Raw genomic sequence first — 23,942 nt, 5'->3', positions numbered from 1 at the left:
AGGGTCGGCTACCGCCGAAGGACGAACACCGCCTCCGGCTCTGGGTATCGTCGCCCCATGGACGACGCTACCGACCCCCGCCCCACCAGCAGTTCGATGCGCCGCGCCCTGCGCCGGGCACGGGACGGGGTGGCGCTGGACGTCACCGAGGCGGCCGTGCTGCTCCACGCCCGCGGCGAGGACCTGCGTGACCTGTGCGCGAGCGCCGCCCGGGTCCGCGACCAGGGGCTGCTGGCGGCCGGCCGGCCCGGGGTGATCACCTACTCGAAGAAGGTCTTCGTCCCGCTCACCCGGCTCTGCCGGGACCGCTGCCACTACTGCACCTTCGTCACCGTGCCCGGCAAGCTCCGCAAGGACGGCCACGGCCTCTACCTGTCGCCCGACGAGGTGCTGGAGATCGCCCGGCAGGGCGCCGCGCTCGGCTGCAAGGAGGCGCTCTTCACCCTCGGGGACCGCCCCGAGGACCGCTGGCCCGAGGCCCGCGAGTGGCTGGACGCGCACGGCTACGACGACACCCTGGCCTACGTGCGGGCGATGGCCGTGCGGGTGCTGGAGGAGACCGGGCTGCTGCCGCACCTCAACCCCGGGGTGCTGTCCTGGACCGACTTCCAGCGGCTCAAGCCGGTGGCCCCCTCGATGGGCATGATGCTGGAGACCACCGCCACCCGGCTCTGGTCCGAGCCCGGCGGCCCGCACCACGGCTCTCCCGACAAGGAGCCGGCCGTCCGGCTGCGGGTGCTGGAGGACGCGGGCCGCAGCGCCGTGCCGTTCACCACCGGCGTGCTGATCGGCATCGGCGAGACCCACGAGGAGCGGGCCGACGCGCTGTTCGCGATCCGCCGCACCGCCCGGCGCTACCAGGGCCTCCAGGAAGTCATCGTGCAGAACTTCCGGGCCAAGCCCGACACCGCGATGCGGGCCATGCCCGACGCCGAGCTGGAGGAGCTGGCCGCCTGCATCGCGGTGGCCCGGCTGGTGCTCGGCCCGGGTGCGCGGATCCAGGCGCCGCCGAACCTGGTGGACGAGGAGTACCCGCTGATCATCGGCGCGGGCATCGACGACTGGGGCGGCGTCTCGCCCCTGACGCCCGATCACGTCAACCCGGAGCGGCCCTGGCCGCACATCGAGGAGCTCTCCGCACGCACCGCGGCCGAGGGCTTCGCGCTGCGCGAGCGGCTGACGGTGTACCCGGAGTACCTGCTGCGCGGCGAGCCGTGGATCGACCCCCGGGTCCTGCCGCACGTGCGGGCGCTGGCCGACCCGGAGACCGGCCTGGCCCGGGAGGACGCGCTGCCGGTCGGACTGCCCTGGCAGGAACCGGACGAGCCGCTCACCGCACGCGGCCGCACCGAGCTGCACCGCGAGATCGACGGGGCCGGGCGGACCGGGGACCGGCGCGGGGACTTCGAGGAGGTCTACGGCGACTGGGCCGAACTGCGCGAGCAGGCGGCCGGGTTGACCGCCCCCGAGCGGCTGCCGGGTGACCTGCGGGCGGCACTGGCGCAGGCGGCCGACGACCCCGAGAAGCTGACCGACGCCCAGGCGCTGGCGCTCTTCCAGGCGGACGGCCCGGCACTGGACGCGCTCTGCTCGATCGCCGACGCGGTGCGGCGCGACGCGGTGGGCGACGAGGTCACCTACTGCGTCACCCGGAACATCAACTTCACCAACGTCTGCTACACCGGCTGCCGGTTCTGCGCCTTCGCCCAGCGGCGCACCGACGCCGACGCCTACACCCTGTCGCTGGAGCAGGTCGCCGACCGGGCCCAGCAGGCGTGGGAGGTGGGGGCGACGGAGGTCTGCATGCAGGGCGGGATCCACCCCGACCTCCCGGGCACCGCGTACTTCGACATCGCTCGGGCGGTGAAGGCCCGGGTGCCCGGCATCCACGTGCACGCCTTCTCCCCGATGGAGGTCGTCAACGGGGCGACGCGGACCGGGCTCTCGATCCGGGAGTGGCTGGCGGCCGCCAAGGAGGCCGGGCTGGACTCCATCCCGGGGACGGCGGCGGAGATCCTCGACGACGAGGTCCGGTGGGTGCTGACCAAGGGGAAGCTGCCCGCCGCGACCTGGGTCGAGGTGGTCAGCACGGCCCACGAGCTGGGGATCCCCTCGTCCTCCACGATGATGTACGGGCACGTGGACAACCCCTCGCACTGGCTGGCGCACCTGCGGCTGCTGGCGGAGATCCAGCAACGGACGGGCGGGTTCACGGAGTTCGTGACGCTGCCGTTCGTGCACACCAACGCCCCCGTGTACCTGGCGGGGATCGCGCGGCCCGGGCCGACGGCGCGGGACAACCGGGCGGTGATGGCGATGGCGCGGCTGCTGCTGCACCCGCACATCCGCAACGTGCAGACCAGCTGGGTCAAGCTCGGGGCGGAGGGGGCGGCGGAGATGCTGCGCTCCGGGGCCAACGACCTGGGCGGGACCCTGATGGAGGAGACCATCTCGCGGATGGCCGGGTCCTCGTACGGGAGCTACATGTCGGTCCGTCAGCTGGAGTCGATCGCCGAGGCGGCCGGGCGTCCGCACCGGCAGCGCACCACCACCTACGGCGAGGTCCCGCCCGAACGGCGGGCGGCCGCCCTGGCGTCGGACGGGCACCTGCCGGAGCTGCTTCCCGTTCTGGACTAGGTCACACCAGGGGCGCGGGGAACTGCGCGCAGGGGAACGGCAGCACGTGCAACTGGCTGACGTGCCCTCAGTTGCAGGCGAGCCGCCTTCCGGTTCGCGCAGTTCCCCGCGCCCCCATAGGCATCACCACTATCCGACGAGGAGCCGGTCCTGGAGGTGGCGGAGCTCGGTGCGATCGAGGCCGAGGCCGTTCTTGAGGTAGCGGTCGAAGGTGCCGTACTTGGCGGTGACCTCGTCATAGCCGGAGTTGAGGTACTCGGGGCGGACGTCGAGGAGCGGCTTGTAGATCGCCTGGTACGACGCCGGGAGGTGGGACAGGACCGCGGCGTTGGCGGCGGCGCGGTAGTCGTTGCTGGCCAGGTAGTCCGCCTCGACGGTGGCCTTCGGGACGCCGAGCGCGGTGAGCAGGGAGGCGCCCGCCCAGCCGGTGCGGTCCTTGCCGGCGGTGCAGTGGAAGAGCACCGCGCCGCGGTCGTCCGCGGCCCGCAGGACGCCGCGGTAGGCGGACTTGGCGCTGGCCGCCGAGACCATGACCTTCTCGGCGTCGATCATCGCCTGCACCGCGGCCTGCGGGGAGGTGACGTTGAAGGCGCCGGTGTCCTCGACGCCGAGCACGTTGGCGGAGGTGACGGTGGCGCCGGCCGGGACGCGGTCGGGGGCGGCCTTCTGCTCGGCCGGGGTGCGCAGGTCGAAGACCTGACGGATGCCCAGGCGCTGGAGCTTGGCCAGGTCGGCGTCGGTGAGCTTGGAGAGGTCGTCCGAGCGGTAGACCTCGCCCATCTTCACCCAGCGGCCGTCGGCGGTGCGGTAGCCGCCCGCGTCGCGGAAGTTGGGGGCGGAGGCGAGGTGCAGGGAGCGGTCGGCGACGGTCAGGGACTCGCCGCGGTCCGGGACGAGCTCGAAGTACCAGCGGTCGGCGGCGGCCAGGCCGGAGACGGTCACGGTGGCCGAGCCGGCGCCGCGGGCGACGGCGGTGCGGTGGCGGATCGCGTCGCGGTCGGTGCCCGCGTAGACGGTGACCCTGCGGGCGGTGGGGGCGGCCCAGGTCAGGGTGAAGGTGCCGTCGGCCCGCTGGGTGACGGTGGCGGCGGTGAACGGGATGCGGTGCGCGGACTGCTGGGCGTGGTGGCCGGCGGAGTCGGCCAGGGCGGGGGAGGCGGCCAGCGCGGTGGTGCCGAGGGTGAGGGCGCCGGTCAGGGCGACGGCGACGGCGAACCGGGTGCGGGTGGTGGTCATGGAGCGGACGGTAGGAAGCCCGGGGTGTGGCCCGGTGGCCCGCGGATGGCGCGGTGGCAACAGTTTGTTGAAGGGCTGGTGTTCCGGACCGCGGCGCCCCGTGGTGAGGTATTCGAATACAGTGCGAGGGCGCGCTCCGGGGGGCGGTGCGCGGCGTGTCGAGAAGAGGTGCCGTACCCGTGATGGCCTTGTGGTCCCGTGCCCAGCAGCAGGACTTCCGCAGCCGGGTCCGCGGCTGCCTGCTCGGCGGTGCGATCGGAGACGCGCTCGGGGCCGGGATCGAGGGCGATTCGCTGGAGAAGATCCTGGCGGCCCACGGACCTGACGGAGTGACGGGTTACGTGGCCGCGTACGGCCGCCCGGGGACCGTCACCGACGACACCCAGCTGACCCTGTTCACGGTGGAGGGCCTGATACGGGCGCACGCCCAGCGGGACGGCGGCAGTTGGCACCCGCCGACCGACGTGCACCGGGCGTACCTGCGCTGGGCCGCGACCCAGCACGACTGGGGCCCGGACGAGCGCCGGGCGGACCTCGGCTGGCTGGGGCGGCAGGAGTGGCTGTACGCGCAGCGCTCGCCGGAGCCGGCCGCGCTGGCCGCGCTCTCGGGGCCGGAGGCCGCCGTGCCGGGCAGCCTGGGCGAGCCGCGCAACCCGGACGCCCGGGGGAGCGGGGCGGTGGTCCGGTCGGCCCCGTTCGGCCTGCTGACGGCCTGGGACCCGGCCCTGGTGTTCCAGTTGGCGGTGGAGTGCTCGGTGCTGACGCACGGTCATCCGGCGGCCTACCTGTCGGCGGGCGCCTTCGCGGTGATCGTGCACGCGGCCGCCCGGGGCGGGACGCTGGAGGAGGGGGTGCACCAGGCGCTGGCCACGCTCTCCGACCACCCGGGGCACGAGGAGACGACGGCGGCGCTGCGCCGGGCGCTGGACGCCGTCCGGGCCGGGGAGCCGGGGGCGGCGCGGGTCGAGGAGCTGGGGGAGGGCTGGGCGGCCGAGGAGGCCCTGTCGATCGGGGTCTACTGCGCGCTGGTGGCGCACGACGTGAAGTCCGGCCTGCTGCTCGCGGTCAACCACTCGGGGGACAGCGACTCGACCGGGGCGCTCTGCGGCGGCCTGCTGGGCGTGGTGCACGGGGAGACGGCGCTGCCGCCGGAGCTGGTGGCCGAGTTGGAGGGCCGGGGGACGCTGCTGGAGCTCGCCGACGACTTCGTGCTGGAGCTGCTGCACGGCGGCGAACTGCGGGGCCGTGCCTGGACGGAGCGGTACCCGGTCTGACCGGGCACCGCTCCGTCGGGGGCGCTGCTGAGGGCGGGTCAGATCCGGCCGAAGTCGCCGGCCGCGGTGGCGGTGGCGAAGGCGGCCCAGGCCGCGTTCGAGAAGTGCAGCTGCGGGCCCTCGGGGTCCTTGGAGTCACGGACGGCGATGGTGGAGCCGTTCGGCACGGCGATCTCGACGCAGGCCCCGTTGCCACCGCTGTGGCTGCTCTTGCGCCAGGTGAGACTGCCTCGCGTGGACGTGGTGCTCATCTCTTGAACCCCTCTGCATAGGATCTGATCAGTGTGCGGCTCTCCGCCACGCTGAGCGCTGCGGCCCGCAGGTGGTCGTACAGATTGGTATAGCGGCGGACGTCGGCGTCCTTCTCGAGGTAGAGGTCGGCCGTCACTCCTTCGAAGTAGACGACCGTCGAATCCGCCGACTCCGGGAACTCCATCAGGGAGAATGTCCCGGTCATGCCGGGATGGGCCCCGTGGCGGAACGGGATGACCTGAAGGTTGATGTTCGGACGCTCGCTCAGTTCGATCAGCTGGTGCAGCTGATCGGCCATCACCATCGGGCTGCCGACCTCGCGGGCCAGCACCGCCTCGTCCACCACGACCCAGAGGCTGCCCAGCGGGTTCTCACCGTTTATCCGGCTCTGCCGCTTCATCCGTACCTCGACCCGCCGCTGCACCGCCCCGGCGTCGGTGTCCGGCTGGGTGCCCTCGACGACGGCCGCCGCGTACTCCCGGGTCTGCAACAGCCCCGGGACGAAGGAGGACTCGTAGGCGCGGATCGAACTGGCCTCGGCCTCCAGGCCGATGTAGACCGAGTACGGGATGTCCCCGAACTCGTGCCACCAGCCGCGCTGGCGCGACTCCCTGGCCATCTCCATCAGCCCCGCCCGGATCCGCTCGTCGGTGACCTCGTAGACGTCGCACAGGTCGCGGACGTCGCGCTGGCTGATCGAGCGGCGGCCGTTCTCGAGGCGGCTGATCTTCGACTGGGAGACCATCAGGCGGCCGGCCACCTCCTCGGCCGTCATGCCCTTCTGCTCGCGCAGGCGCCGCAGTTCGGCGCCCAGTCGGCGGCGCCGGACCGTCGGATTGATGTTGGCGGACACGTCGACCTCCGGCCGTACCTCTGGCGCACCCGGATGAGGTGCGCCTCGGAAGAGTGTGGAAATTGGTACCAACCCCCCTGACGTGGAGCAGCATGTCATCTCGACCCGCCCTGGCGTGGGGGAATGACCTTCGCTCACAAGAACAGACCATCGTAAAAGCACTCAAACGGGATCGCGGCCCTTGCGTCCACGGTCACCCGTACGGTAATGGCGATCCGACCCCGGAGACGCCAACGGGGCGGCCGCTCCAGACAGTTGACCAACTGTCTGGAGCGGCCGCCCCGAGAGCTCGTGCGAGGTGGTGCCGCGGTGCCGCACCCGGCCGGCCGCGCGCTGGGGTCAGCGCGCCACCGCCCGACCCGCCAGGCCCCGGCCGTTGCCGCCCGCGGTCGGACGGCTCGGCACGGGATGGCCGGTGACCGCGGGACGGGCCGGAGCCGCACCCCGGGCCTGCCCCGGCAGGCCGTTCTGAACGTCCATCACCGCGTGGGCGACCATGCCGCCGAGCGGGTCGTACCGGATCAGGTCGCGCAGCCGTGACCGCGACGACCGGCCCTCGTTGCCCGGGTAGAGGTGCTTGCCCAGGCCGACGGCGTGCGCCAGCGCGGCCAGCGCGGCCGTCCTGGGGTCCGGTGGGACCCCGGTCCGGATCGCGGTGTCCAGCCGCTGCTTGATGGCGGCGTTGGTGCAGTCGTCCGACGCCTGGTACCGCGTCGTCGGCAGCACGCCGCACACCTGGCCCGGCACGGCGGTCACCATGCCGCACCGCTCCAGGTGCGCCAGGTAGGTCTGCCGTAGCCCCAGCCGGGGCCCGCCGATCCAGTGTGCAGCCCGCACCGCACTGCCACGACGGCGCAGCAGTTCCAGTGCGTGGTCCAAGGTCGGATCACCGGTCGGCCGTGCCATCACCACGGCGATCCGGTCCCCGTCAGGGACGATCCTTCCGGCCAGGGACAGCTCGACGAGCTGTGCCCCGGCGAGTCCGAGGTCGAGGGTCTGCGGCTGCGCCGTGGTACCCGTGGTCGGGTCCAGGGCGAGCAACAGGAGTTCCTCGGGAATAGTTCTGCGGCTCTTGCCCATCCAAGCCTCCCCGCGTGGATGAATGACAGAGTGACGCCTCTCACAGCGGCTTGTCGAGTACGCCTCCGAATTGTGACCTGGCGGTGGGGGCGGGAACCGGGCCCGCCGGGGCCGGCGTCTGAGGCAGGGAATGCCCCCGGACGGGCCGGTCCGAGCGAATAACGGCCGGTCGGGCGGGGTGTGACGGTCGTTACGGTCCCGGTAGCGGAGACTGGAGAGCTAACCGGCGGGCGGAAATCTGCCCCGGCCGGTCCGGCGGACGAGGAGGATGGGTTACGTGGGCGAGTCCCCCGACAAGGTGCGGCGCGACGGGGAAACGGTGGAGGGGGAGGCGGTCGCCGAGGCGGCTCCGAACGGCTCCACCGTCCAGCTGAGGGTCCGTGATGTGGACAGCCGGACCACCATGCTGAGACTGCCGGTGGACAACGCGACCACGCACCTGCGGGTGCCGGACGAGGACACCGAGCCCGCGGAGCCTGCGGAGCAGGTCGAACCGGCCACCGCGAAGGCTGCCGACAAGGGCGCCGGGGAGGCCGCCGAGCCGGCTGCCGAGCCGACCGCGGAGGAGCCCGCTGCCGAGGCCGTCGCCGAGCCGGTGGTGAAGAAGCCCGTGCCCGCCGCCGTGGAGGAGGCGGAGCCTGCGGAGCAGGTGGAGGCCGCTGACGTGCGGGAATCCGCCGAGCCGGTCGCGCCCGCCGAGCCGCCGGCCGTACCCGCCGCGTCGCCGGCCGCGCCCGTCGCGCCGCCCGCGGTGGCCGAGAAGTTCGAGAAGCCCGCCCCGGTGAAGCCGCCGGTGCAGGCCTGGACCGTCCCCGAGCCGAGCGCGCCCCCGGTGGTCGAGCCGGAGCCCGCCCCGGTGCCGGAGACCACCTCCGAGGCGATGGAGGTGCTGGCCGCGCTCTCCGCCCGTCCGGTCTCGCCGTTCCGAAGGGCGGTCAAGCGGATCACCATCTGGACGGTCTTCCTGGCCGTGGTGATCGGCGCGGTGGTGGTGGCCCAGCTGCTGCGCCCGCTGCCGGACCCGAGGACCAAGCTCTCGCTGGCCGGCTCCTACACCTTCTCCGGCGACCAGCTGACGGTGCCGTGGCCCGCCAAGGGCCAGGCCGCCGCCGAGGTGGTCGGGGTCGGCAGCCTGGGCAGCTCCGGCCCGGAGACCCCCGCGCCGATCGCCAGCGTCACCAAGGTGATGAACGCCCACCTGATCCTCAAGGCCCACCCGCTGAAGAAGGGCGAGCCGGGCCCGGTCATCACGGTGGACAAGCAGGCCGCGGCCGAGTCGGCCAACACCGACGAGTCCCGCGCCCAGCTGACCGAGGGCCAGAAGCTGACCGAGTACGAGGCGCTCGAACTGCTGATGCTGCCCTCGGCCAACAACGTGGCCCGCCTGCTGGCCCGCTGGGACTCCGGCTCCGAGGCCGCGTTCGTGGAGAAGATGAACGCCGAGGCCAAGGCGCTCGGCATGACCAACACCACCTACGCCGACCCGGCCGGCTACGACAACAACACCAAGAGCACCGCGAAGGACCAGCTCAAGCTGGCCCGCGAGGTGATGGACGACGACGTGTTCCGCCAGGTGGTCGCCACCCCGGACATGACCTTCAACAACCAGCGGATCTACAACACCAACGGGCTGCTCTCCGCCCGCAACGGCGTGATCGGCGTCAAGACCGGCTCCAGCACCCCCGCCGGCTCCTGCCTGATGTGGGCCGCCACCAAGGACATCGGCGGCACCAAGCGGCTGATCCTCGGCGTCACCCTGGGCCAGCCCGCGACCGCCACCGACAACCTGCTGAAGGCCGCCCAGACGGCCAGTCAGAAGATCATCACCAGCGCGCAGAACGGCCTCACCGGCCAGACCCTGGCCAAGCAGGGCGAGGTGGTCGGCCGCGTGGACGACGGCCTCGGCGGTACCGTCCCGGTGGTCGCCGCCAAGGACCTGACGGTGGCCGGCTGGTCCGGCGTGAAGGCCGAGCTCACCATGCGGACCGAGGGCCTCGGCCACACCGCCAAGGCCGGCACCCAGGTCGGCACCATCGCGGCCGGCGAGGGCGAGGACCGGGTCGAGGTGCCCGTCACGCTCCAGTCGGACCTGGCGCCGCCGTCGATCGCGTCCCGGCTGCTGCGCCTGCTCTGACGCTCCGTCCGCACCCCCTCAGCGAGCCCGGCCGCCCCAGCGGCCGGGCTCGTCCGGTGTTCCGAGCAGGCGCTCCAGGGCGGGCTCCTCGGCGAGCACCCGGCCGAGCGAGATCGCCAGGGTGATCGCGGTGAACAGCACGATCAGCCAGCTCAGGGACGTGAACACCACGCCGTACGGGCCGAACCGGTCCACGCTCTGGGTCACCGCCCGGGGCAGGTACACCTTGGCGGCCAGGCCCAGGCCGAGGGCGGCCACCCCGCAGAGCAGCGCCCCCGGCAGCAGCGGGTACCAGCGCACCCGGTTGCCCAGCAGCAGGTGCTGGGTCCACCACCAGAGGACGGTGGCCAGCACCAGGTAGAGCGGCAGCCCCAGCCAGGCCCCGGCCCCGAAACCCTCCCGGACCGGCGACTGGAAGACCAGGAAGGCCAGAAAGGCCGCCAACCAGGCCAGCCAGCGCCAGGCGGCCAGCCGAACCCCCGACTTGGGCAGGTCCCAGCAGCGCTCGCAGACCCGCTGCATGGCCCGGCTCAGCGCGGTGGCCGAGAGTACGGTGACCAGCGCGCCGATCACCCCGAAGCTCTGGGTCACGTCGTCGTTGCCGGCCGAGAGCAGCTGCCGCACCTGCTGCTGCGCCTCGCCCTGGAGGCCGAGCTGGTCCCGGAGCGAGCCGACCACGCCGTCCCGGACCGAGGCGGGGGCGAAGACCGCCACCACGAAGAGCGCGGGCAGCGCGCTGAGGAAGGCCTGGGCGGCCAGCCGGGTGGCGTTGTCCAGCAGGTTGACCCGGATCAGCTGGCCGACGGCCCGGCCGACGATCGGCACCCGGTCCGGCAGTCCCTTGGCGGTGGTGGCCAGTACGGCCAGCCGGGCCTTGAACCGGGCCGACCGGCCCGGCCGCGGAGGTGAGGGCTGCTGGGGCGAGGGCTGCTGCGGTGAGGGCTCCTCGCCCGCGCTGGGCAGCGAACCGGACACCCGTACCTCCCACTGGCTCGGCCGTCCCCCACGGCCATCCTCACCCGGGCGAGGGCGGGCCGCGACCGGGGCCTGACGTTCCGTCACCCGAGGGGGTGTGGCGGGGCGGTCGAGCCTTCGGGGCGTCGGGTCGCGGGGCCGGGTCGGGTGGAGGGCGGGGTGGGCGACGACCGGCGCGCGCGTCCGGACGGGCCGTCACCCGGCGGGTGTGCCACGGGACGGTCGGGGGTGGGGTCAGGCGCTGCCGCCGAGCCGTCGGTGGCGGGCGGCGCGGGCCGCCAGCCGCTCCTCGTCCGGACGGGCCGTCAGGTCGGCGAGGCCCGTACCGATGGCGTGGGCGACCCGGTTGGCGAAGCCGGGGCCGGGGCCCTCGTCGTCGCCCTCCGGCAGTACCCGGTCCACCAGGCCCGCCGCGACCAGGTCGGCCGCCCCGATGCCCTGGGCGCGGGCCAGCTCCGCGGCGTGCCCGCCGTCCCGGTGCACGATCGCCGAGGCGCCCTCCGGCGGCAGCGGGGCCAGCCAGCCGCTGGCCGCCGCCAGCACGGTGTCGGCCGGCAGCAGGGCCAGGGCCCCGCCGCCCGAACCCTGGCCGAGCAGCACCGCCAGCACCGGGGTGCGCAGTGCGACCAGCGTCTCCAGGGTCCGGGCGATCTCCAGCGCCAGGCCGTCCAGCTCGGCCTGCACGGAGAGTTCGGCCCCCGAGGTGTCCACCAGCGTCACCAGCGGCAGGCCCAGCTGCTCGGCCAGCCGGGCGGTCCGGCGCACGCTGCGCAGATCGGCGGCGGTGAACGGCCGCTCGGCGCCCGCCCGTTGCCCCACCACCACGGCCGGCTGCCCGCCGAACCGGGCCAGCGCCCGGACCAGTGCGGAGTCCGGCGCGGCCAGCTCCAGCAGGCCGAGGTCGGCGGCCGCGAGCACGGCCTCCGTCCCGGGGCGGTCCGGGGCGCGGCTGCGGAGCACGGCCTCCCAGGCGTCCACCGGCTCCGCCGGCCGCTCCGGGTCGGGCAGCCCGGCCGGTCCGGGCGGGTCGGCGAGCACCGCGAGGGCCCGGGCCACCGTCCGCGCCAGCCGCTCCGGCGGGACGACGCCGTCGACCAGACCGTGCGCCACCAGGGTCTCGGACCGCTGCACCTCCTCCGGGAGCTCCACCCCGCGCAGCTCCCGGTACACCCGCGGCCCGAGGAAGCCCAGCCGGGCCCCCGGCTCGGCCAGCACCAGATGGCCGAGGGTGCCCCAGGAGGCGAACACCCCGCCCATGGTCGGGCTGCGCAGGTACGTCAGGTAGGGCAGACCGGCCGCCCGGTGGGCCTGGACGGCGGCGGTGATCCGGACCATGCAGAGGAACGCGGCGGTGCCCTCCTGCATCCTGGTCCCGCCCGAGACCGGCAGCGCCAGCAGCGGCAGCCGCGCGGCCGTGGCCCGCTCCACCGCCCGGGTGATCCGCTCGGCGGTGGCCACCCCGATCGAACCGCCCAGGAAGCCGAACTCCGACACCACCAGCGCCACCTGACGCCCCGCCACCCGTGCCACGCCGGTCGTCACGGCCTCGTCCAGCCCGGTCCGCTCCCGGGCGCGCTCCAGCGCCTCCCGGTACGCCGGATTCGCCTCCGGCGGCCGCACCGGCTCGTCCCAGCACTCGAAGCTCCCGGCATCCGCCAGCAGCCCGATCATCCGCTCCGCCGTCAACTCGTCCTCCCGGTCCGGTCCTGACCGCACCATTCCCGGGCGGCAGGACGTCAGCCTGTGGCGGTGCTCACTCGCCTCCGGCGGGGGTGGGCGGGGCGCCGGGGGATGCCCGCCTTGTGCCGTCGTGGGGTGAGCTCGCCGTCTCCGTGGGGGTGGTGCCCACGCGCCTCCGGCGGGGGCGGTGTGGGGTCGCCGGGCGTCTTCGGCGGGGCGGAGGGGTTGGTGCGGCCCGTGAGGCTGCTCGGCCCGTTCGGCTGCTCGGTCCGCTCGGCCTGCGGGCCGCCGGTGGCCCGGCAACCCCGGTGGTCCGGAGTCGCCGGGCGCGTTGTGGCCGTGCCTCAGGGCCGTCGGCCTCCGCCGTCGACGGGGTGTCAGCTGGTCCGGGGTGACGGGCCGAAGGTGCCCGTGCCCGCCAGACGGACCGTCGTGGCCGCAGCGACGCCCAGCAGGGAGCCGGCCACCACGTCGCCCGGGTAGTGGACCCCGGTGTGGACCCGCGAGTACGCGACGGTGGCCGCCAGCAGGGCGAGCGGGACGGCCGCCGAGGGCAGTTCGGCGCCGACCGCCACCGCGAAGGCGAAGGCCGAGGCGGAGTGCCCGGAGGGGAAGGAGGCCGAGGACGGCATCGGGACGTGCCGGGCCTCGGGCACCAGCGCCCCCGCCCGGTCCGGCCGTTCGCGCCGCACCAGGTTCTTGCCCAGCAGGTTCGCGGTGGCCGAGGCCAGCCCGATCGCCGCCACCCCGAGCACGGCCGCCCGCCGCGCCGAACCGCCCCGCAGTGCCAGCAGCCCGGCCACCGCGAACGACAGCTTCGAGTGGTCGGCCGCCGCCGACAGCCGCCGCATCACCCCGTCCAGCGCGGGCGTCGGCGTCGCCGCCACCGCGCCGTACACCGAGCGGTCCAGCGCCGCCAGGTCCAGCACCACCGCTTGCGACAGCGGCCACCACCTACCGGTCGTCGGGCTACGCATCGACCGTCACCTCCCTCGTCTCCCCGCCATCCTCACGCACCATCAGCTCCGGCCCTCGCACCGGCACCCGTTCGGGCCCGTCTCCGGGCCACCCCTGAGCCCGTGCTCCACGCCTGTGCCCGTGTCCGTGCCCCGCCATCAGGAGGCCGCCTCGCCCGAGGCCAGCTGCCAGACCCGCCGCCAGTCGCGCAGCGGCGCCACCGGCTCCGCGCCCGGCCGGTCCCTCGGCACCCGGACCCGCAGCGCCCCCGCGCGGACCGTGCAGCGCACCGGCGTCGGCAGCGTCAGGGCCTCGCCGTCCACCGCCACCGGGATGGTGTCCGTCCCGGCCTCCGCCCGGACCGTCACCTCACGGGACGTCAGCACCGTGAGCCCCTGCGCCTGTTCCCCGCGCAGCGCCAGTTCGACCGCCTGCGCCGCGCCCTCCACCTTCAGGCAGAGCACCCCCAGCCGGCCGGTGTCCAGCCGGGGGCGGCTGCCCGCGCCGAGCAGGTCGCCGGTCTCGTAGGGGTTGTTGCTCACCAGCAAGGCCTGGGGGTCCGTCAGCCGGGTGCCGTCGGCCTCGGCGGTGAGCCGGGCGCCGATCTTGTTGGCCAGCAGGTCGGGCAGCGCGCCGAGCGCGGTCACCGTCTTGTTGTCGCGGTAGTCCGGGCTCTGCACGATCTCGGCGTAGGCGCCGAAGGAGACCGTGTTCACGAACGGGCGGTCCGCGACCGTCCCCAGATCGACCGTCAGCTCCACGCCGTCGGTCAGCGCGTCCAGACAGGTGGACGGGTCGTTGCGGTCCAGGCCGAGGTCCATCGCGAAGTGGTTGCGGGTGCCGGCCGAGATGACCAGGAACGGCAGGTCGTGCTCGGCCGCCACCTCCGCCACCAGCGCCTGCGTCCCGTCCCCGCCCGCGACCCCGAGCAGGTCCGCCCCCTCGGCCACCGCCCGCCGGGCCAGCGCGGAGACGTCCTGTCCGTCCAGCAGCAGCACCCTGGCCCCGAGCGCCTCCGCCCTCCGGACCAGGTCGAACTTCTCCACCTTCCCGCCGCCGGACTTCGGGTTCATGATCAACACCGGCTTCAGCGCCCTCGGCGCCGACGGCACCTGCTCGGCCCGCCGCGCCCGCTTGTCCAGCCGCAGCGCCTCGGTGGCGGCGGCCATCCCGCCCGCCCAGAGCGAGACCGTCAGCACCGCCTCCAGCCCCAGCCCGCTCTGCACCAGGAAACCCAGCACCCAGACCGGCGCCGCCACCGCCAGCACCGCCCCGGCCACCCGGGCCGCCCCCCGGTGCGCCACCGCCCACCAGGCCCCGGCCGCCGCCACCCCCAGCCCGATCGCCCCGGCCAGCACCACCCCCAGCCCGCGCCAGCCCACCATCAGCACCAGCACCACCACCGCGGCCCCGGCACACCCCACCGCGACCTGCGCCAACCGCTGCACCCGCACCGCACCCTCCACACCCGCCACGCCCGCCCCCTCACGCACCGTCAGTCCCCGCATCCTCCCGCACCCGGGCCCGGTCGGTCGCCAGGCTCCCACCCCGCCGTGCCGCAGCACCCCCACGGCCCAGCCCCCACAGCCCCGCCCAGCCCCGCCCACCGGCACGATCCGCTAGTCTGTCAGCGGTCGGCCCGCCGCCGACCACGCCACGTCCCCCGGGACCGGCCCCCGCCTCATTGGGACATGTAGAAAACCTCAAAGCCCCAGGTCGGGGCAGGCTGCGTCTGATCACCCGAAACGCGCATCGCTGGGTTCGGAAACGCGCCGCCGACCTTCAGGGCCTTCCACCTGGCTTCACGTTCGGTCGGCCTGACTACTTCCTGCCTCGGATGGCGCGCTTGAGAAGCGCTCTGCAGCGAAGCCGCCATGATCGAGATATGTGCATGTATGCACCACTGGTGCGGCGGCAGGCAGTCCTTGTCGTTCTGGATGGAGTGGGGCGGGTCGCCCTCATTCCCGCGAGCAGATATGAGGGCGGGATGAGGGTGCCGGTGGTTGCTGTCCGCAGGACGGAGAACTGGGCCGCGGCGGTCGCGCGGGGGATGGCCGCGTTGGGTATGCGCTCGTTCAGATGGGGCAACACCGTCGGGCATCGCTGGGCCCATATCCCTCATGGAGCCGGCCAGGTTCGGGTGGCAGAACGGATCTACCTGGCCAGGGCTTCTTCGGCCGAGAGCCGGCTTCAGGGCAGATGCCGTCCAACGGTCCGCTGGTCGGATCCGGAGATGCTTTCCTCCTCGACGGTGATCGCCCCCTCGCCCGACCTGGCGGCCTTCGTCGCGGGCTACATCGAAGGTTGGATCCCGGACGGTCTGGTTGGCCTGGACTGAGCGAATCCCTGGCCGCAGGATGCGGAGGTCGGCTGCCGCCCGAGGCCGGATTCTGGCGACCTGAGGCGCGCCATGGCCGGAGGATGGAGCCTGTTGCCTGGCTCCGCACAGGTGAAGGCGTAGCTGCGGGGCGTGCGGCGATCACCGAGCTGGATCGAGCCCGTCGAGAGGTAACCAGCATGGGAGGCTGGCTCGTCCAGTCCCAAGGGCCCGCACGGCTGACGGTCGGGGTGCGCTCACTCCTCCTCGCCGTGTTCCTCGCCGTCAAGAGCAGTGCGGCCGACCCAGACCACTACAGCTCCCATGGCCACTGCGGCCGCTGCCATGCCCCCTTTGCGCCCCACCTCTGCGGTCGCGTTCTTCAATTGCGCTGGGTCCCGGGCCGCGTCCCACCATCGTGTCACCTCCAGCGAGCGTCGACCGGACTCGATTCCGAGCGGCCTGTGGAAGCCATCGACGGCGATGCCGGCACGGTTGATCGAGCCCACCACGGTCCGGTGCGCGGGCAAGTGCAGCAGTACATTCGAGTTGGCCGTATCGGCGGCCGCATCCATACGTGCCATCAGGCGCTCAATCTTCCGCGAGATGAGTTCCCGCCGCTTCTGCCGGTCGTCCTTCAGCAAGAGCCGACGCCCGTCCAGCTTGTCCGGAGACTCGTCCAGCACCCTCTGCAGTCGCAGCACGTCGAGCGCGTCCTGAAGTTCGAAGCAGCGAGCCACAACGGCGAGCAGCTCCTCAACCTCGGCCCCTGCTTCCTTGACCGTCTTGGCGAGATCACCGATTTTGGCCGTGCTCTCCAGCCTCTCCGCAAGCGCGTCGAGTCGACCCAGTGTCCAGCCCAGGGCGTCCGTGATCGTATGGGTCCTCGCCTGCACGGTCGACCACGTGTCATCGTCGACCCGGCCCTCCCGTTCCAGAACGCTCATGGCGGACTCGATGTCGAGGCCCGCTCCGAACACCTTCCCCAACTCGGTGTCCTTCTGGGCGCGAATAATATCGTCGACCTTCTTGTCGATCGCCGCGAGATAGCTCTTGATCTCACCCATCTCATGCTGCATCGCTAGCTGCGCCATGATCCCTGCAGCGCCGGAAAGAATCGCCGGATTGGTCAGGAGCGAGCCAGGGCCCTCCGTGACCTGGAGCCATGACTTGATTGAGCCAGGATTCCCCACCATTGCATAACTGATGTCTGGTGTCTTGCTTTCCATCAACCCGAACTTCTTGACCAGATGTGCAGACTCCTTGGTCAACTTCAGCCAGCAAGCTGAGTTAACGGAAATTTCAGAACCTGCCTGCGCGATTCCAGCTGCGGTGCGGAGGAGAGGTCCGAGTCTCTGAAATCCGAGGTCCTTCGAAAACGGCAGTAGACCCTCTGAGATGAGGAAGCGCTTGACATCCGCCGGGTTCCCGATGACCGCAAGTCCATCGCCGTCACTGATCAGCCGAATCTTGTTGTCCATCGCCTGCTCCTGTAGTGAATCATCGCAGTTGAGAGTAGTTGAGGTGGGCGTCACACGAGCCGCTATCGCCGGAAAAGTCGACCTCTGCCCGGCTGTCGACGCGCGCACTGCACCCTCGCGGCGGATCCGGCTGCCCCGAACGTCGAACCACCGGAAGTTACTGGACTGCCCAGCCCTTCTTCCACTTCTCCAGAACCAGCCAGAACTCGCGAGGCCATGACATCGTCAACGGGTCGAATGCGTAGTTCTCGGCCGAAGCCGTCTTCCAGAGAGTGAGCGCGTTCTCCGCCTCATCCGCAAGGAGGCCTGCGGTGGCCAAGAGGTCTCGTGCGGTGCCGTAGTCCCTGCGCTCTGCAGCGTCTGCGAGACCGGGCCAGAGTTCCCACACCAGATGTTGCTGGAGCTCTCGAAGGTGATCGCCGGTCTTGCACTCCACGTAGTCGCGTACGCTCCGGGCCACCTCCTCATCCTGGCGGTCGAGTTCACCAAGCTGGTCGTCATCCCAGCCGTGCTCCTCGACGAGCTCCCTCCAAAACGCCCAGGCGCGCTCAGCCTCGGCCCGTGCGTACTCGTTAAGCCCTTCCCGAGTCAGCCGAGGGAATTGCCGCGCATCCAGCTCATCGGAGCCGGGAGCCCCCATCGGTGTACCCGGCCCGTTGCCGTACCGGATCTGCGTGAGGACCTTCAGCAGGCGGAGCGAGGATGCGACCTCCTCATCACGGATCACATGGCAGATGTCGGCAACATCCTGGGCGACCTCTTCCCAGCTTTCCTCCGCGATGTGGTCATCGAGCTGATCGGCGAGTGAGTCCGCCGAACCTCGCCCGCGCAAGTCGCCCAGAAGCTCCTCGATCTTGGAGTCAAGTCGCTCTACGGCCGCCTCAGGAGTTTCCCGGTCGCGCCTTGCCGCGGATTCCTTCTCTGCACGCCCGACAGCCTCCCGGCGCTGCTTGCGGGCTGTTTGAGAAGAAGGTAGACGGGTCTGCAAGGCTCGCATCTCGTCGGCTTTCGCCGGGTCGACCTCGTCGAGCAGCCCGATAGCGTGCATGCGGTGTCCGGCCTGGACGATCGGATCCGATGCGAGGCGACAGAGCAGGCCCACGGCGTCCTTCGGAGCACGTTGTGCCACGGCCATGGCAAGCGTGAGACGAGCCGCGCTCGATGCACCCTGGTGTGCTACAAGCTGTTCCACGGCCTCAGGCACGTACCCGGCAGGGTGCTTGTGCTCGGCGAGAGCCAGACCTACCCGCATGCGGGTAGTGAGCGGGGCGGTCTCGTCCGCGGCGAAGAGGTGTGCCGTCCACAGCGCCCACCCGTCACGTACGGCATCCGCAAGCCAATCCCAGCTGTTCCTGGGAAGCAGGTAGCGGGCTTCCAAGTAGCCCAGGTCGTCACGGCCGTGCGCCAAGGCGTCTGCCGCCCGATGCCTCAGTCCCGCAGGGAGGCCCTTGGCGCCGGCGACGTAGCAGAGACCGACCGTGTACTCGGAGGCGGAGTAACTAGGCCGGTCAACCTGCACTCTGGACAGATGCAGGATCCGCTGCAAGTCCTCGTGCCAGGGACCCGGCGTCTGGACGATGAATGAGGCTGCCGCGAGCGCCGGGCCGCCGCGAATGTTGCATGCTTCCAGGCTGGAAGTTCGCCAGTGGTCGGCTAGCGACTCATCTGCCAACCTGACGAGGCATGTCAGGGTGGCCTCGCTCGGCTTCCTGGAACGTGCCGGTACCTCGCAGTTGGGCAGGAATTCGGGCCTTCCGGCGCTTCCCATGTATCCCCCTTGATCGACAGCCATGGGCATACTAGCCACGGCCAATGCGGTGCGGCGGCCATTTCACTTCTCTCCCGGCAGGCGGCCAGGAACAGCTTTTCCAACGCCACAGACGCTGTTCTGAGCCTGCATGTTTTCAGGTGCGAAGGGCCCGCAGCACGAATGCGACTTCGTCCCGCCACCCGAGGAGCTCACCGACCGTCGGGGGCAGCGCGAATTGCTGGTAGTGGCAGGCCCCGCTGAGGTTGCGCCAGACTGCCGCGAGTCGACCGGCCAACCGGTGGTCGAGGTGGTGGGCGAGCCAGACGACCTTGGTCTCCGTCCGGCAGCGGCTGAGGGCCGGCCGGTGGGCGTAGATGTAGGCGTCGAGTCCTGCTTCCAGGGCGCGGCGGAGCAGGAACACCGCGGCGCGCGGGTGCGGTGCCCCGGAGGCTTCGGCGTCGAGAAGCGATGCGGCGGCGGTTATGCGGTCCGCCGAGGTCAGCACATCGGTTGCAGCAGTCACAGGGATCGCAGTCCTTCCGTGGCAGCGGCCACCCGGTTGATGAACGCATCGGCGTCGGCCGTGTCCGGGATGGTGGTGTGGGCACCCTTGTTGCACAGTCCGACGATGCTGCTCGCGTCGGGACCGAGCCTGCGGCTGATCTCTCGGTACACGTCGGCCTTGCCGCGGATCTCGCCGAACAGGGCCAGGGCGGCCAGATCGGTCAGCTCGCGAGCCCTGCCGATGCGTTCCTCGATGGCGAGATGCCTCATGCCGGTGCCGAGGAGGGTGCGGCGGGCCGATTCCTGGAGGGCGGCCTCCAGAGCGAGGCGGCACTGGCCGGGCAGAACCTCGCTGAGGATCGCGGCGGTGACCTTGTTGTCCCGGGCGACCGCGCGAGCGGCGGCCAGCTCACGCTTGACCGGGTCGTCGACGGAGCGGACGGTCACCTTCGAACGCCGGAACCGGCCGACCTCGAGGATCGTGGCCTTGATCCGGTGGAAGCGCAGGGCGTCCGGCAGCCGGGTGTCGTGGGAGAAGACGACGACCTGGTGGGTCCGGGCGATCTCCTCCAGCAGCCGGGCGAGGCCTTCGACCTTCCGGGGGTCCATGGACTGCACCGGATCGTCGATGACGATGAACTCGAACGGGCTCTGCGCGGCCATCGCCCGGGGCAGGAACAGGGCCAGTGCGAGGGAGAACAGTTCGCCCTGGCTGACGACACCCAGGGCGGAGGCATCGACGTCGTCCACGGTGACGTTGAGCGCCACGCCCCGGCCGGTGTAGGCCTCGGAGCCCTTGAGCGTGACGTCGCCCAGGGCGACGTTGCTCTCCTGGCTGAGGTACTGCCAGATGCTCTGCGCGGCTTCCGCGATGGAGCGCATGCGTGCTTCGCGCAGCTCGGCCTGCACCTCCTTCAGCCACGCCCTCGCCTTCTTGACCTGGGCCAGCAGCGGTTTGGCCTCTACCACCGCATCGGCCAGCGCGAGCCACGATGCCAGCTGGGGGACGATGCCGCGCCACTGCTCGTCCTGCTCCGCGAGCTGGCGCTCCGCCTCCTTGCGTACATGACGGCAGGCGTCGGCGAGTACCGCCGCCTGCTTCTCGGTGGCGGCCGCGAGTTCGTGCGGGTCGCGGATGCCGCGGCAGACGACCCATTCGTCCCAGAGGGCGTGCAGGTGGTCGGGCAGGTCGGCGACGCGGTTGTGGATCAGTGCCCGCAGACCGTCCGTGGAGTCCCGTACAGCCTGCTGTGCGGAACGGGCCTCGGCCGCTTCTTCGCGCAGCAGGTCGGCCTGGGCGGCTGCCGCGGCAGCCCACGCGTCGTCGAGGCGGTCCGTGCTGAGGCAGATCGGGCAGGTGTGGTCCGCGGGGTGCTGGGAGCGCAGCCGCAGGGCCCGGTCGAGGAGGTCGGCGCGGGCGAGTGCGTCGCCGGCGTCCCCGTGCCGGAGGTCCTCGGCCGCGGCGATGGCCTCCCGCAGCCGGGCGACGGCCTCGGTCACCGCGTCGATGTCCGGGCCGCTGAGCGCGGCCACCCGGTGCAGGCGGGCCAGCTCCGTCGTGTCGGCCAGCGGAGCTCCGGCGACCAGGGAGCGGATGCGCTCCCTGTCCGAGACGCGCTGCTGGAGCGCCGTCACCGCATCCTGAACGCGTTCGTCTGCTACATCCGCGAGGGCCGATACCAGGGGCTGCAGCGCGGCCCTTGCCTGCTTCTCGCTCAGCGCCAGCTGCTGTTCGCGTGCGGCGAGCCGCTCGCCCGCCTCACTGAGCGCTCCGAGGCCGAGGAGCGTGGCGAGCCGGTCGTACATCCTGCTGGGCTTGGCGGTCATCATCTGACCGAGCTCGCTGTAGGAGAGGATCGGCCGGAACGACCGGAGTTCCTCCGTCCAGCCGAGAGCGGAGAACGGCAGCGGGGTCGGCCCCAGCCCCAGGACCGTCGACTCGGACTCGGCGAACGACGCGCCGCCGGCCCAGGTGCGAGTGAGCGTGAGCGGTCGGACCCTGCCGGAGGCAAGGAGCTCCAGCTCGAGGCGGTGCCCTCCGGTGTGGTGCAGGTTGCGCCAGCCATCCTGCTGGGCGGTCTGCACGTTCTTGCCGTCCTCGTCCTCCCAGCGGCGGTTGCGCCCGGTGAGGGCGACCTCGATGCCCTCCGCGAAGCTGGACTTGCCGCTGCCATTGCGCCCCTGCACCACGGTCAGGCCGGGGCCCGACGGGATGTGGAGCGTGGCGGCCTCCCCGATACCGCGGAAGCCCTCAACAGTGATCGACTTCAGGTAGACGCCACGGATGGCGGCGGCCTCGGAGTCTTCGACACCCTCCAGGGCTTCGCGGACCAGCGAGGCGACCTCTTCGGAGAGTGCGGAGGACTCCAACCGCTGGACGACCGCCGAGATCGGCGACGCCTGCGGCGCGGGTGTGGCGGGTGTGGGGCTGGTGCTGGTCGTCATGGTGCGCTCCCGGAGAAGAGGAGGTGGGGACGAGGGCACGGCTGCCGTCGTGGCGGACGGAGCACAGGCCGTGCAAGCAGCTCCAGATAAGCATGCCATTGAAAGCATCGTCAATCGAATGCTGGCGCTGGCGGGATGGTGTAGCGTGTTTACTGTCCACTTCCGAGAGGGGCGGGACTTCCATGCCGCAACAGTCAGCAACGCCGCCGTCCGCGCAGGTGACGGCTGCTGAGATCTCCCGCATCGCCGGGGTCACCCGCGCCACCGTCAGCAACTGGCGGCGGCGTCACACCGACTTCCCCGCCCCCAGCGGCGGGACCGAGAGCAGCCCGCTCTACGACCTGGGCACCGTCCAGGAGTGGCTCCGCGACCGTGGGCACACCTCCGCCGCATCGCCGGAGGAGGACCTGCGGACGGCGCTGCGACTCCTCGGGACGGGCACGGACACCACCCGCTTCTTCCCGCTGGTGCCAGGTGCGGCACGGCTCCCGGAGCAGGAGCGGGGCCGCCTCTTGGAGTTGCCCAACGACCGGCTTGCCTCACTTGCGGATGACCTCGTTTCCGGCGGGACGGCATCTGAGGCCCAGTCCATGCGGTACGAGAACGAGGACGCCGGCGTGATCCGCGCGCTGCTCGCGTGTGTACGCGGCGCAGGTGCGCAGGCCGCGCTGAACGTCCTGGCGGAGCGCGAACTCGACGAGGGTGCGGCCAGCGGTACCTACCGCACCCCCGAGGGCCTTGCCGACCTCATGGCGGGACTGCTGCCCGAGACCGTGGTGCGCGTACTCGATCCGGCCTGTGGCAGTGGCACACTCCTGGCCGCTGCCCGCAGGCGCGGCGCACGTGACCTGTACGGCCAGGACACGCTCGCGCTTCAGGCACAGCGGGCTGCGGTAGCTCTCGAGCTTGACGATCCCACCCCGTCCATGGGGGGCAAGGTCATGATCGCCACTGGCGACAGCCTGCGCGCCGACGCCTTTCCCGGCCTGACGGTCGATGCCGTGCTGTGCAACCCGCCCTTCGGCGACCGAGACTGGGGCCACGACGAACTCGCCTACGACCCCAGGTGGGCCTACGGCGTCCCCTCACGCTTCGAGTCGGAGCTGGCCTGGGTTCAGCACGCACTGGCGCACGTCGAGCCCGGCGGGTACGTCGTCATGCTGCTGCCGCCGGCCCTCGCCTTCCGGACCTCCGCCCGCCGCATCCGCGCCGAACTCGTCCGCAGCGGTGCCGTGCGCGCAGTCGTCTCCCTGCCGGGCCGCGTCGCCTACCCGCTGCACATTGCCCTGCACATCTGGATACTGCAGCGGCCCAAGGCCGGCTCTGCCGAGCGCACCTCCGTGCTCTTCGTCGACGGAGACGGTGAGGCTGCGGACGCCAGAGGTGCGGGCGCTCCCACACGGAGCGGATCACGGGGGAGTGCCACCTTCGACTGGATCGGTCTTGCGGACCGCGTGCTGACACCGTGGAACGTGTACCGCGAGCAGCCGGAGAGCTTTGCCGATGAGTCGGGTCTGGCTCGAGCCGTTCCGGTGGTTGACCTCCTCGACGACATCGTCGACCTCACGCCAGGCCGACAGGTCCACGCGGCTGCAGCTGATGTCGACCCGGCGGCGCTCGCCCGCAAAATCACCTCTCTGCACGACCAACTGGGCTCGCAGCTGGACGAGCTGGTCGCGTTCAGTGGCAAGGGGGAGTGGGAGACGGCCGGTACGTCGACGCTTGAATGGCGTACCGCGACCGTTGCCGATCTCACTCGTGGTGCTGCCCTAGCAGTGATCCGGGCGGCGGCGCCGAGCGGCGGACGAGACTCCAAGAGCGGAGATGGCATCGGGGATGGGAGCACCGAGCACCAGCCAGTGCTGACAGCACGTGACGTTCAAGACGGCACAGCGCCCTCAGGAACCATCAGGGACGCCCATCCGGACACCACTCAGACGATCATCGAAGGAGACGTGCTGATGCGCGCGGTCGCCGGCGGGAGTGGCGTGGGGTCGATGACTCGGGTTGCAGACGAAAAGGACGCCGGTGCACTTCTGGGTGCCGCCCTGCACCTGCTCCGCCCGGACTCGTCACGCGTCGACCCTTGGTTCCTCGCTGGATTCCTCGGTGCAGCCGCCAACATCACTGCCGCGTCGACCGGTACCACCACGGTCCAGGTCAATCCCTTGCGGCTGCGCGTCCCCCTCATGCCATTGGCGGAGCAACGTCGCTACGGTGACGCCTTCCGCAGTGCCTACCAGCTGCGCGCCACCGCCCATCAAGCGGCCGCCCTGGCTGCGGAGGCCGCAGACGCGGTGACCGCAGGCCTCACCGCAGGTGCGCTCCTACCACCGGCGTCCGGCGACCAGCGCCAATCCGGCTGAA

Annotated in this window: 16 protein-coding genes; 4 read left to right on the top strand and 12 right to left on the bottom strand. The window is 71.9% G+C overall.

Translation table 11 applies throughout. From position 1 onward, the window contains the following. Positions 1–57 precede the first annotated feature (57 nt). Positions 58–2,637, top strand: a complete 2,580-nt coding sequence (locus ACWEPF_RS11115; RefSeq protein WP_452172365.1) for a bifunctional FO biosynthesis protein CofGH — start codon at positions 58–60, stop codon at positions 2,635–2,637. 129 nt (positions 2,638–2,766) lie between these two features. Here the strand turns inward: ACWEPF_RS11115 and ACWEPF_RS11110 are convergent, their stop codons facing one another. Beyond that, positions 2,767–3,873, bottom strand: coding sequence for a tyrosine-protein phosphatase (locus ACWEPF_RS11110; RefSeq protein ID WP_452172364.1), 1,107 nt, complete (start codon positions 3,871–3,873; stop codon positions 2,767–2,769). A gap of 182 nt (positions 3,874–4,055) precedes the next feature. Between ACWEPF_RS11110 and ACWEPF_RS11105 the strand changes: the two genes are divergently transcribed. Beyond that, positions 4,056–5,147 carry an ADP-ribosylglycohydrolase family protein gene (locus tag ACWEPF_RS11105; RefSeq protein WP_345281946.1) on the top strand — a complete coding sequence of 364 codons (1,092 nt, stop codon included), beginning with the start codon at positions 4,056–4,058 and terminating at the stop codon, positions 5,145–5,147. Positions 5,148–5,185: 38 nt separating this feature from the next. Here ACWEPF_RS11105 and ACWEPF_RS11100 read toward each other — a convergent pair whose 3' ends face one another. The 3 genes from ACWEPF_RS11100 to ACWEPF_RS11090 form a co-directional block, all read right to left on the bottom strand. Continuing rightward, positions 5,186–5,398: a DUF397 domain-containing protein gene (locus ACWEPF_RS11100; protein WP_452172363.1), complete on the bottom strand. Its 213-nt coding sequence runs from the start codon at positions 5,396–5,398 to the stop codon at positions 5,186–5,188. After that, the gene (locus ACWEPF_RS11095; protein WP_345281944.1) at positions 5,395–6,252 is read right to left on the bottom strand and encodes a helix-turn-helix domain-containing protein; all 858 of its coding nucleotides are present in this window, start codon (positions 6,250–6,252) and stop codon (positions 5,395–5,397) included. The genes ACWEPF_RS11100 and ACWEPF_RS11095 overlap by 4 nt, the downstream gene beginning before the upstream one ends. Positions 6,253–6,591: 339 nt before the next feature. Beyond that, positions 6,592–7,332: a GOLPH3/VPS74 family protein gene (locus tag ACWEPF_RS11090; protein ID WP_345281942.1), complete on the bottom strand. Its 741-nt coding sequence runs from the start codon at positions 7,330–7,332 to the stop codon at positions 6,592–6,594. Positions 7,333–7,609: 277 nt separating this feature from the next. Between ACWEPF_RS11090 and ACWEPF_RS11085 the strand changes: the two genes are divergently transcribed. Further along, a complete protein-coding gene (locus tag ACWEPF_RS11085; protein WP_452172362.1) occupies positions 7,610–9,466 on the top strand; it encodes a D-alanyl-D-alanine carboxypeptidase in 1,857 nt (618 codons plus the stop codon). A gap of 18 nt (positions 9,467–9,484) precedes the next feature. Here the strand turns inward: ACWEPF_RS11085 and ACWEPF_RS11080 are convergent, their stop codons facing one another. The 8 genes from ACWEPF_RS11080 to ACWEPF_RS11045 form a co-directional block, all read right to left on the bottom strand. Continuing rightward, positions 9,485–10,441 (bottom strand): YhjD/YihY/BrkB family envelope integrity protein, encoded by a 957-nt coding sequence (locus ACWEPF_RS11080; RefSeq protein WP_452172361.1) that lies wholly within the window; start codon positions 10,439–10,441, stop codon positions 9,485–9,487. Between the two features lie 234 nt (positions 10,442–10,675). After that, entirely contained in the window at positions 10,676–12,160 is a 1,485-nt protein-coding gene (locus tag ACWEPF_RS11075; RefSeq protein ID WP_452172360.1) for a carboxyl transferase domain-containing protein, read from the bottom strand. A 338-nt stretch (positions 12,161–12,498) separates the two neighbouring features. Further along, positions 12,499–13,098, bottom strand: a complete 600-nt coding sequence (locus ACWEPF_RS11070) for a phosphatase PAP2 family protein (protein WP_345281931.1) — start codon at positions 13,096–13,098, stop codon at positions 12,499–12,501. A 138-nt stretch (positions 13,099–13,236) separates the two neighbouring features. Further along, a complete protein-coding gene (locus ACWEPF_RS11065; protein ID WP_452172359.1) occupies positions 13,237–14,553 on the bottom strand; it encodes a diacylglycerol/lipid kinase family protein in 1,317 nt (438 codons plus the stop codon). A gap of 1,099 nt (positions 14,554–15,652) precedes the next feature. Further along, on the bottom strand, positions 15,653–16,876 hold the full coding sequence (locus ACWEPF_RS11060; protein WP_452172358.1) for a hypothetical protein: 1,224 nt from the start codon (positions 16,874–16,876) through the stop codon (positions 15,653–15,655). Positions 16,877–17,033: 157 nt separating this feature from the next. Beyond that, a complete protein-coding gene (locus ACWEPF_RS11055) occupies positions 17,034–18,668 on the bottom strand; it encodes a hypothetical protein (RefSeq protein ID WP_452172357.1) in 1,635 nt (544 codons plus the stop codon). Between the two features lie 112 nt (positions 18,669–18,780). Beyond that, complete coding sequence (locus ACWEPF_RS11050; protein WP_452172356.1) at positions 18,781–19,149, bottom strand: hypothetical protein; 369 nt, start codon at positions 19,147–19,149, stop codon at positions 18,781–18,783. Beyond that, on the bottom strand, positions 19,146–21,575 hold the full coding sequence (locus tag ACWEPF_RS11045) for an AAA family ATPase (protein ID WP_452172355.1): 2,430 nt from the start codon (positions 21,573–21,575) through the stop codon (positions 19,146–19,148). Before ACWEPF_RS11045 ends, ACWEPF_RS11050 begins: the two co-directional genes overlap by 4 nt. Positions 21,576–21,757: 182 nt before the next feature. On the opposite strand from ACWEPF_RS11045, the gene ACWEPF_RS11040 reads away from it, so the two are divergent. Continuing rightward, positions 21,758–23,941 (top strand): N-6 DNA methylase, encoded by a 2,184-nt coding sequence (locus ACWEPF_RS11040; protein WP_452172354.1) that lies wholly within the window; start codon positions 21,758–21,760, stop codon positions 23,939–23,941. Position 23,942 lies beyond the last annotated feature (1 nt).

It is taken from the genome of Kitasatospora sp. NPDC004289 (genome assembly GCF_053602875.1).
The sequence above is the reverse complement of the archived record's forward strand: the minus strand, read 5'-3'. Positions and strand labels throughout refer to the sequence as shown.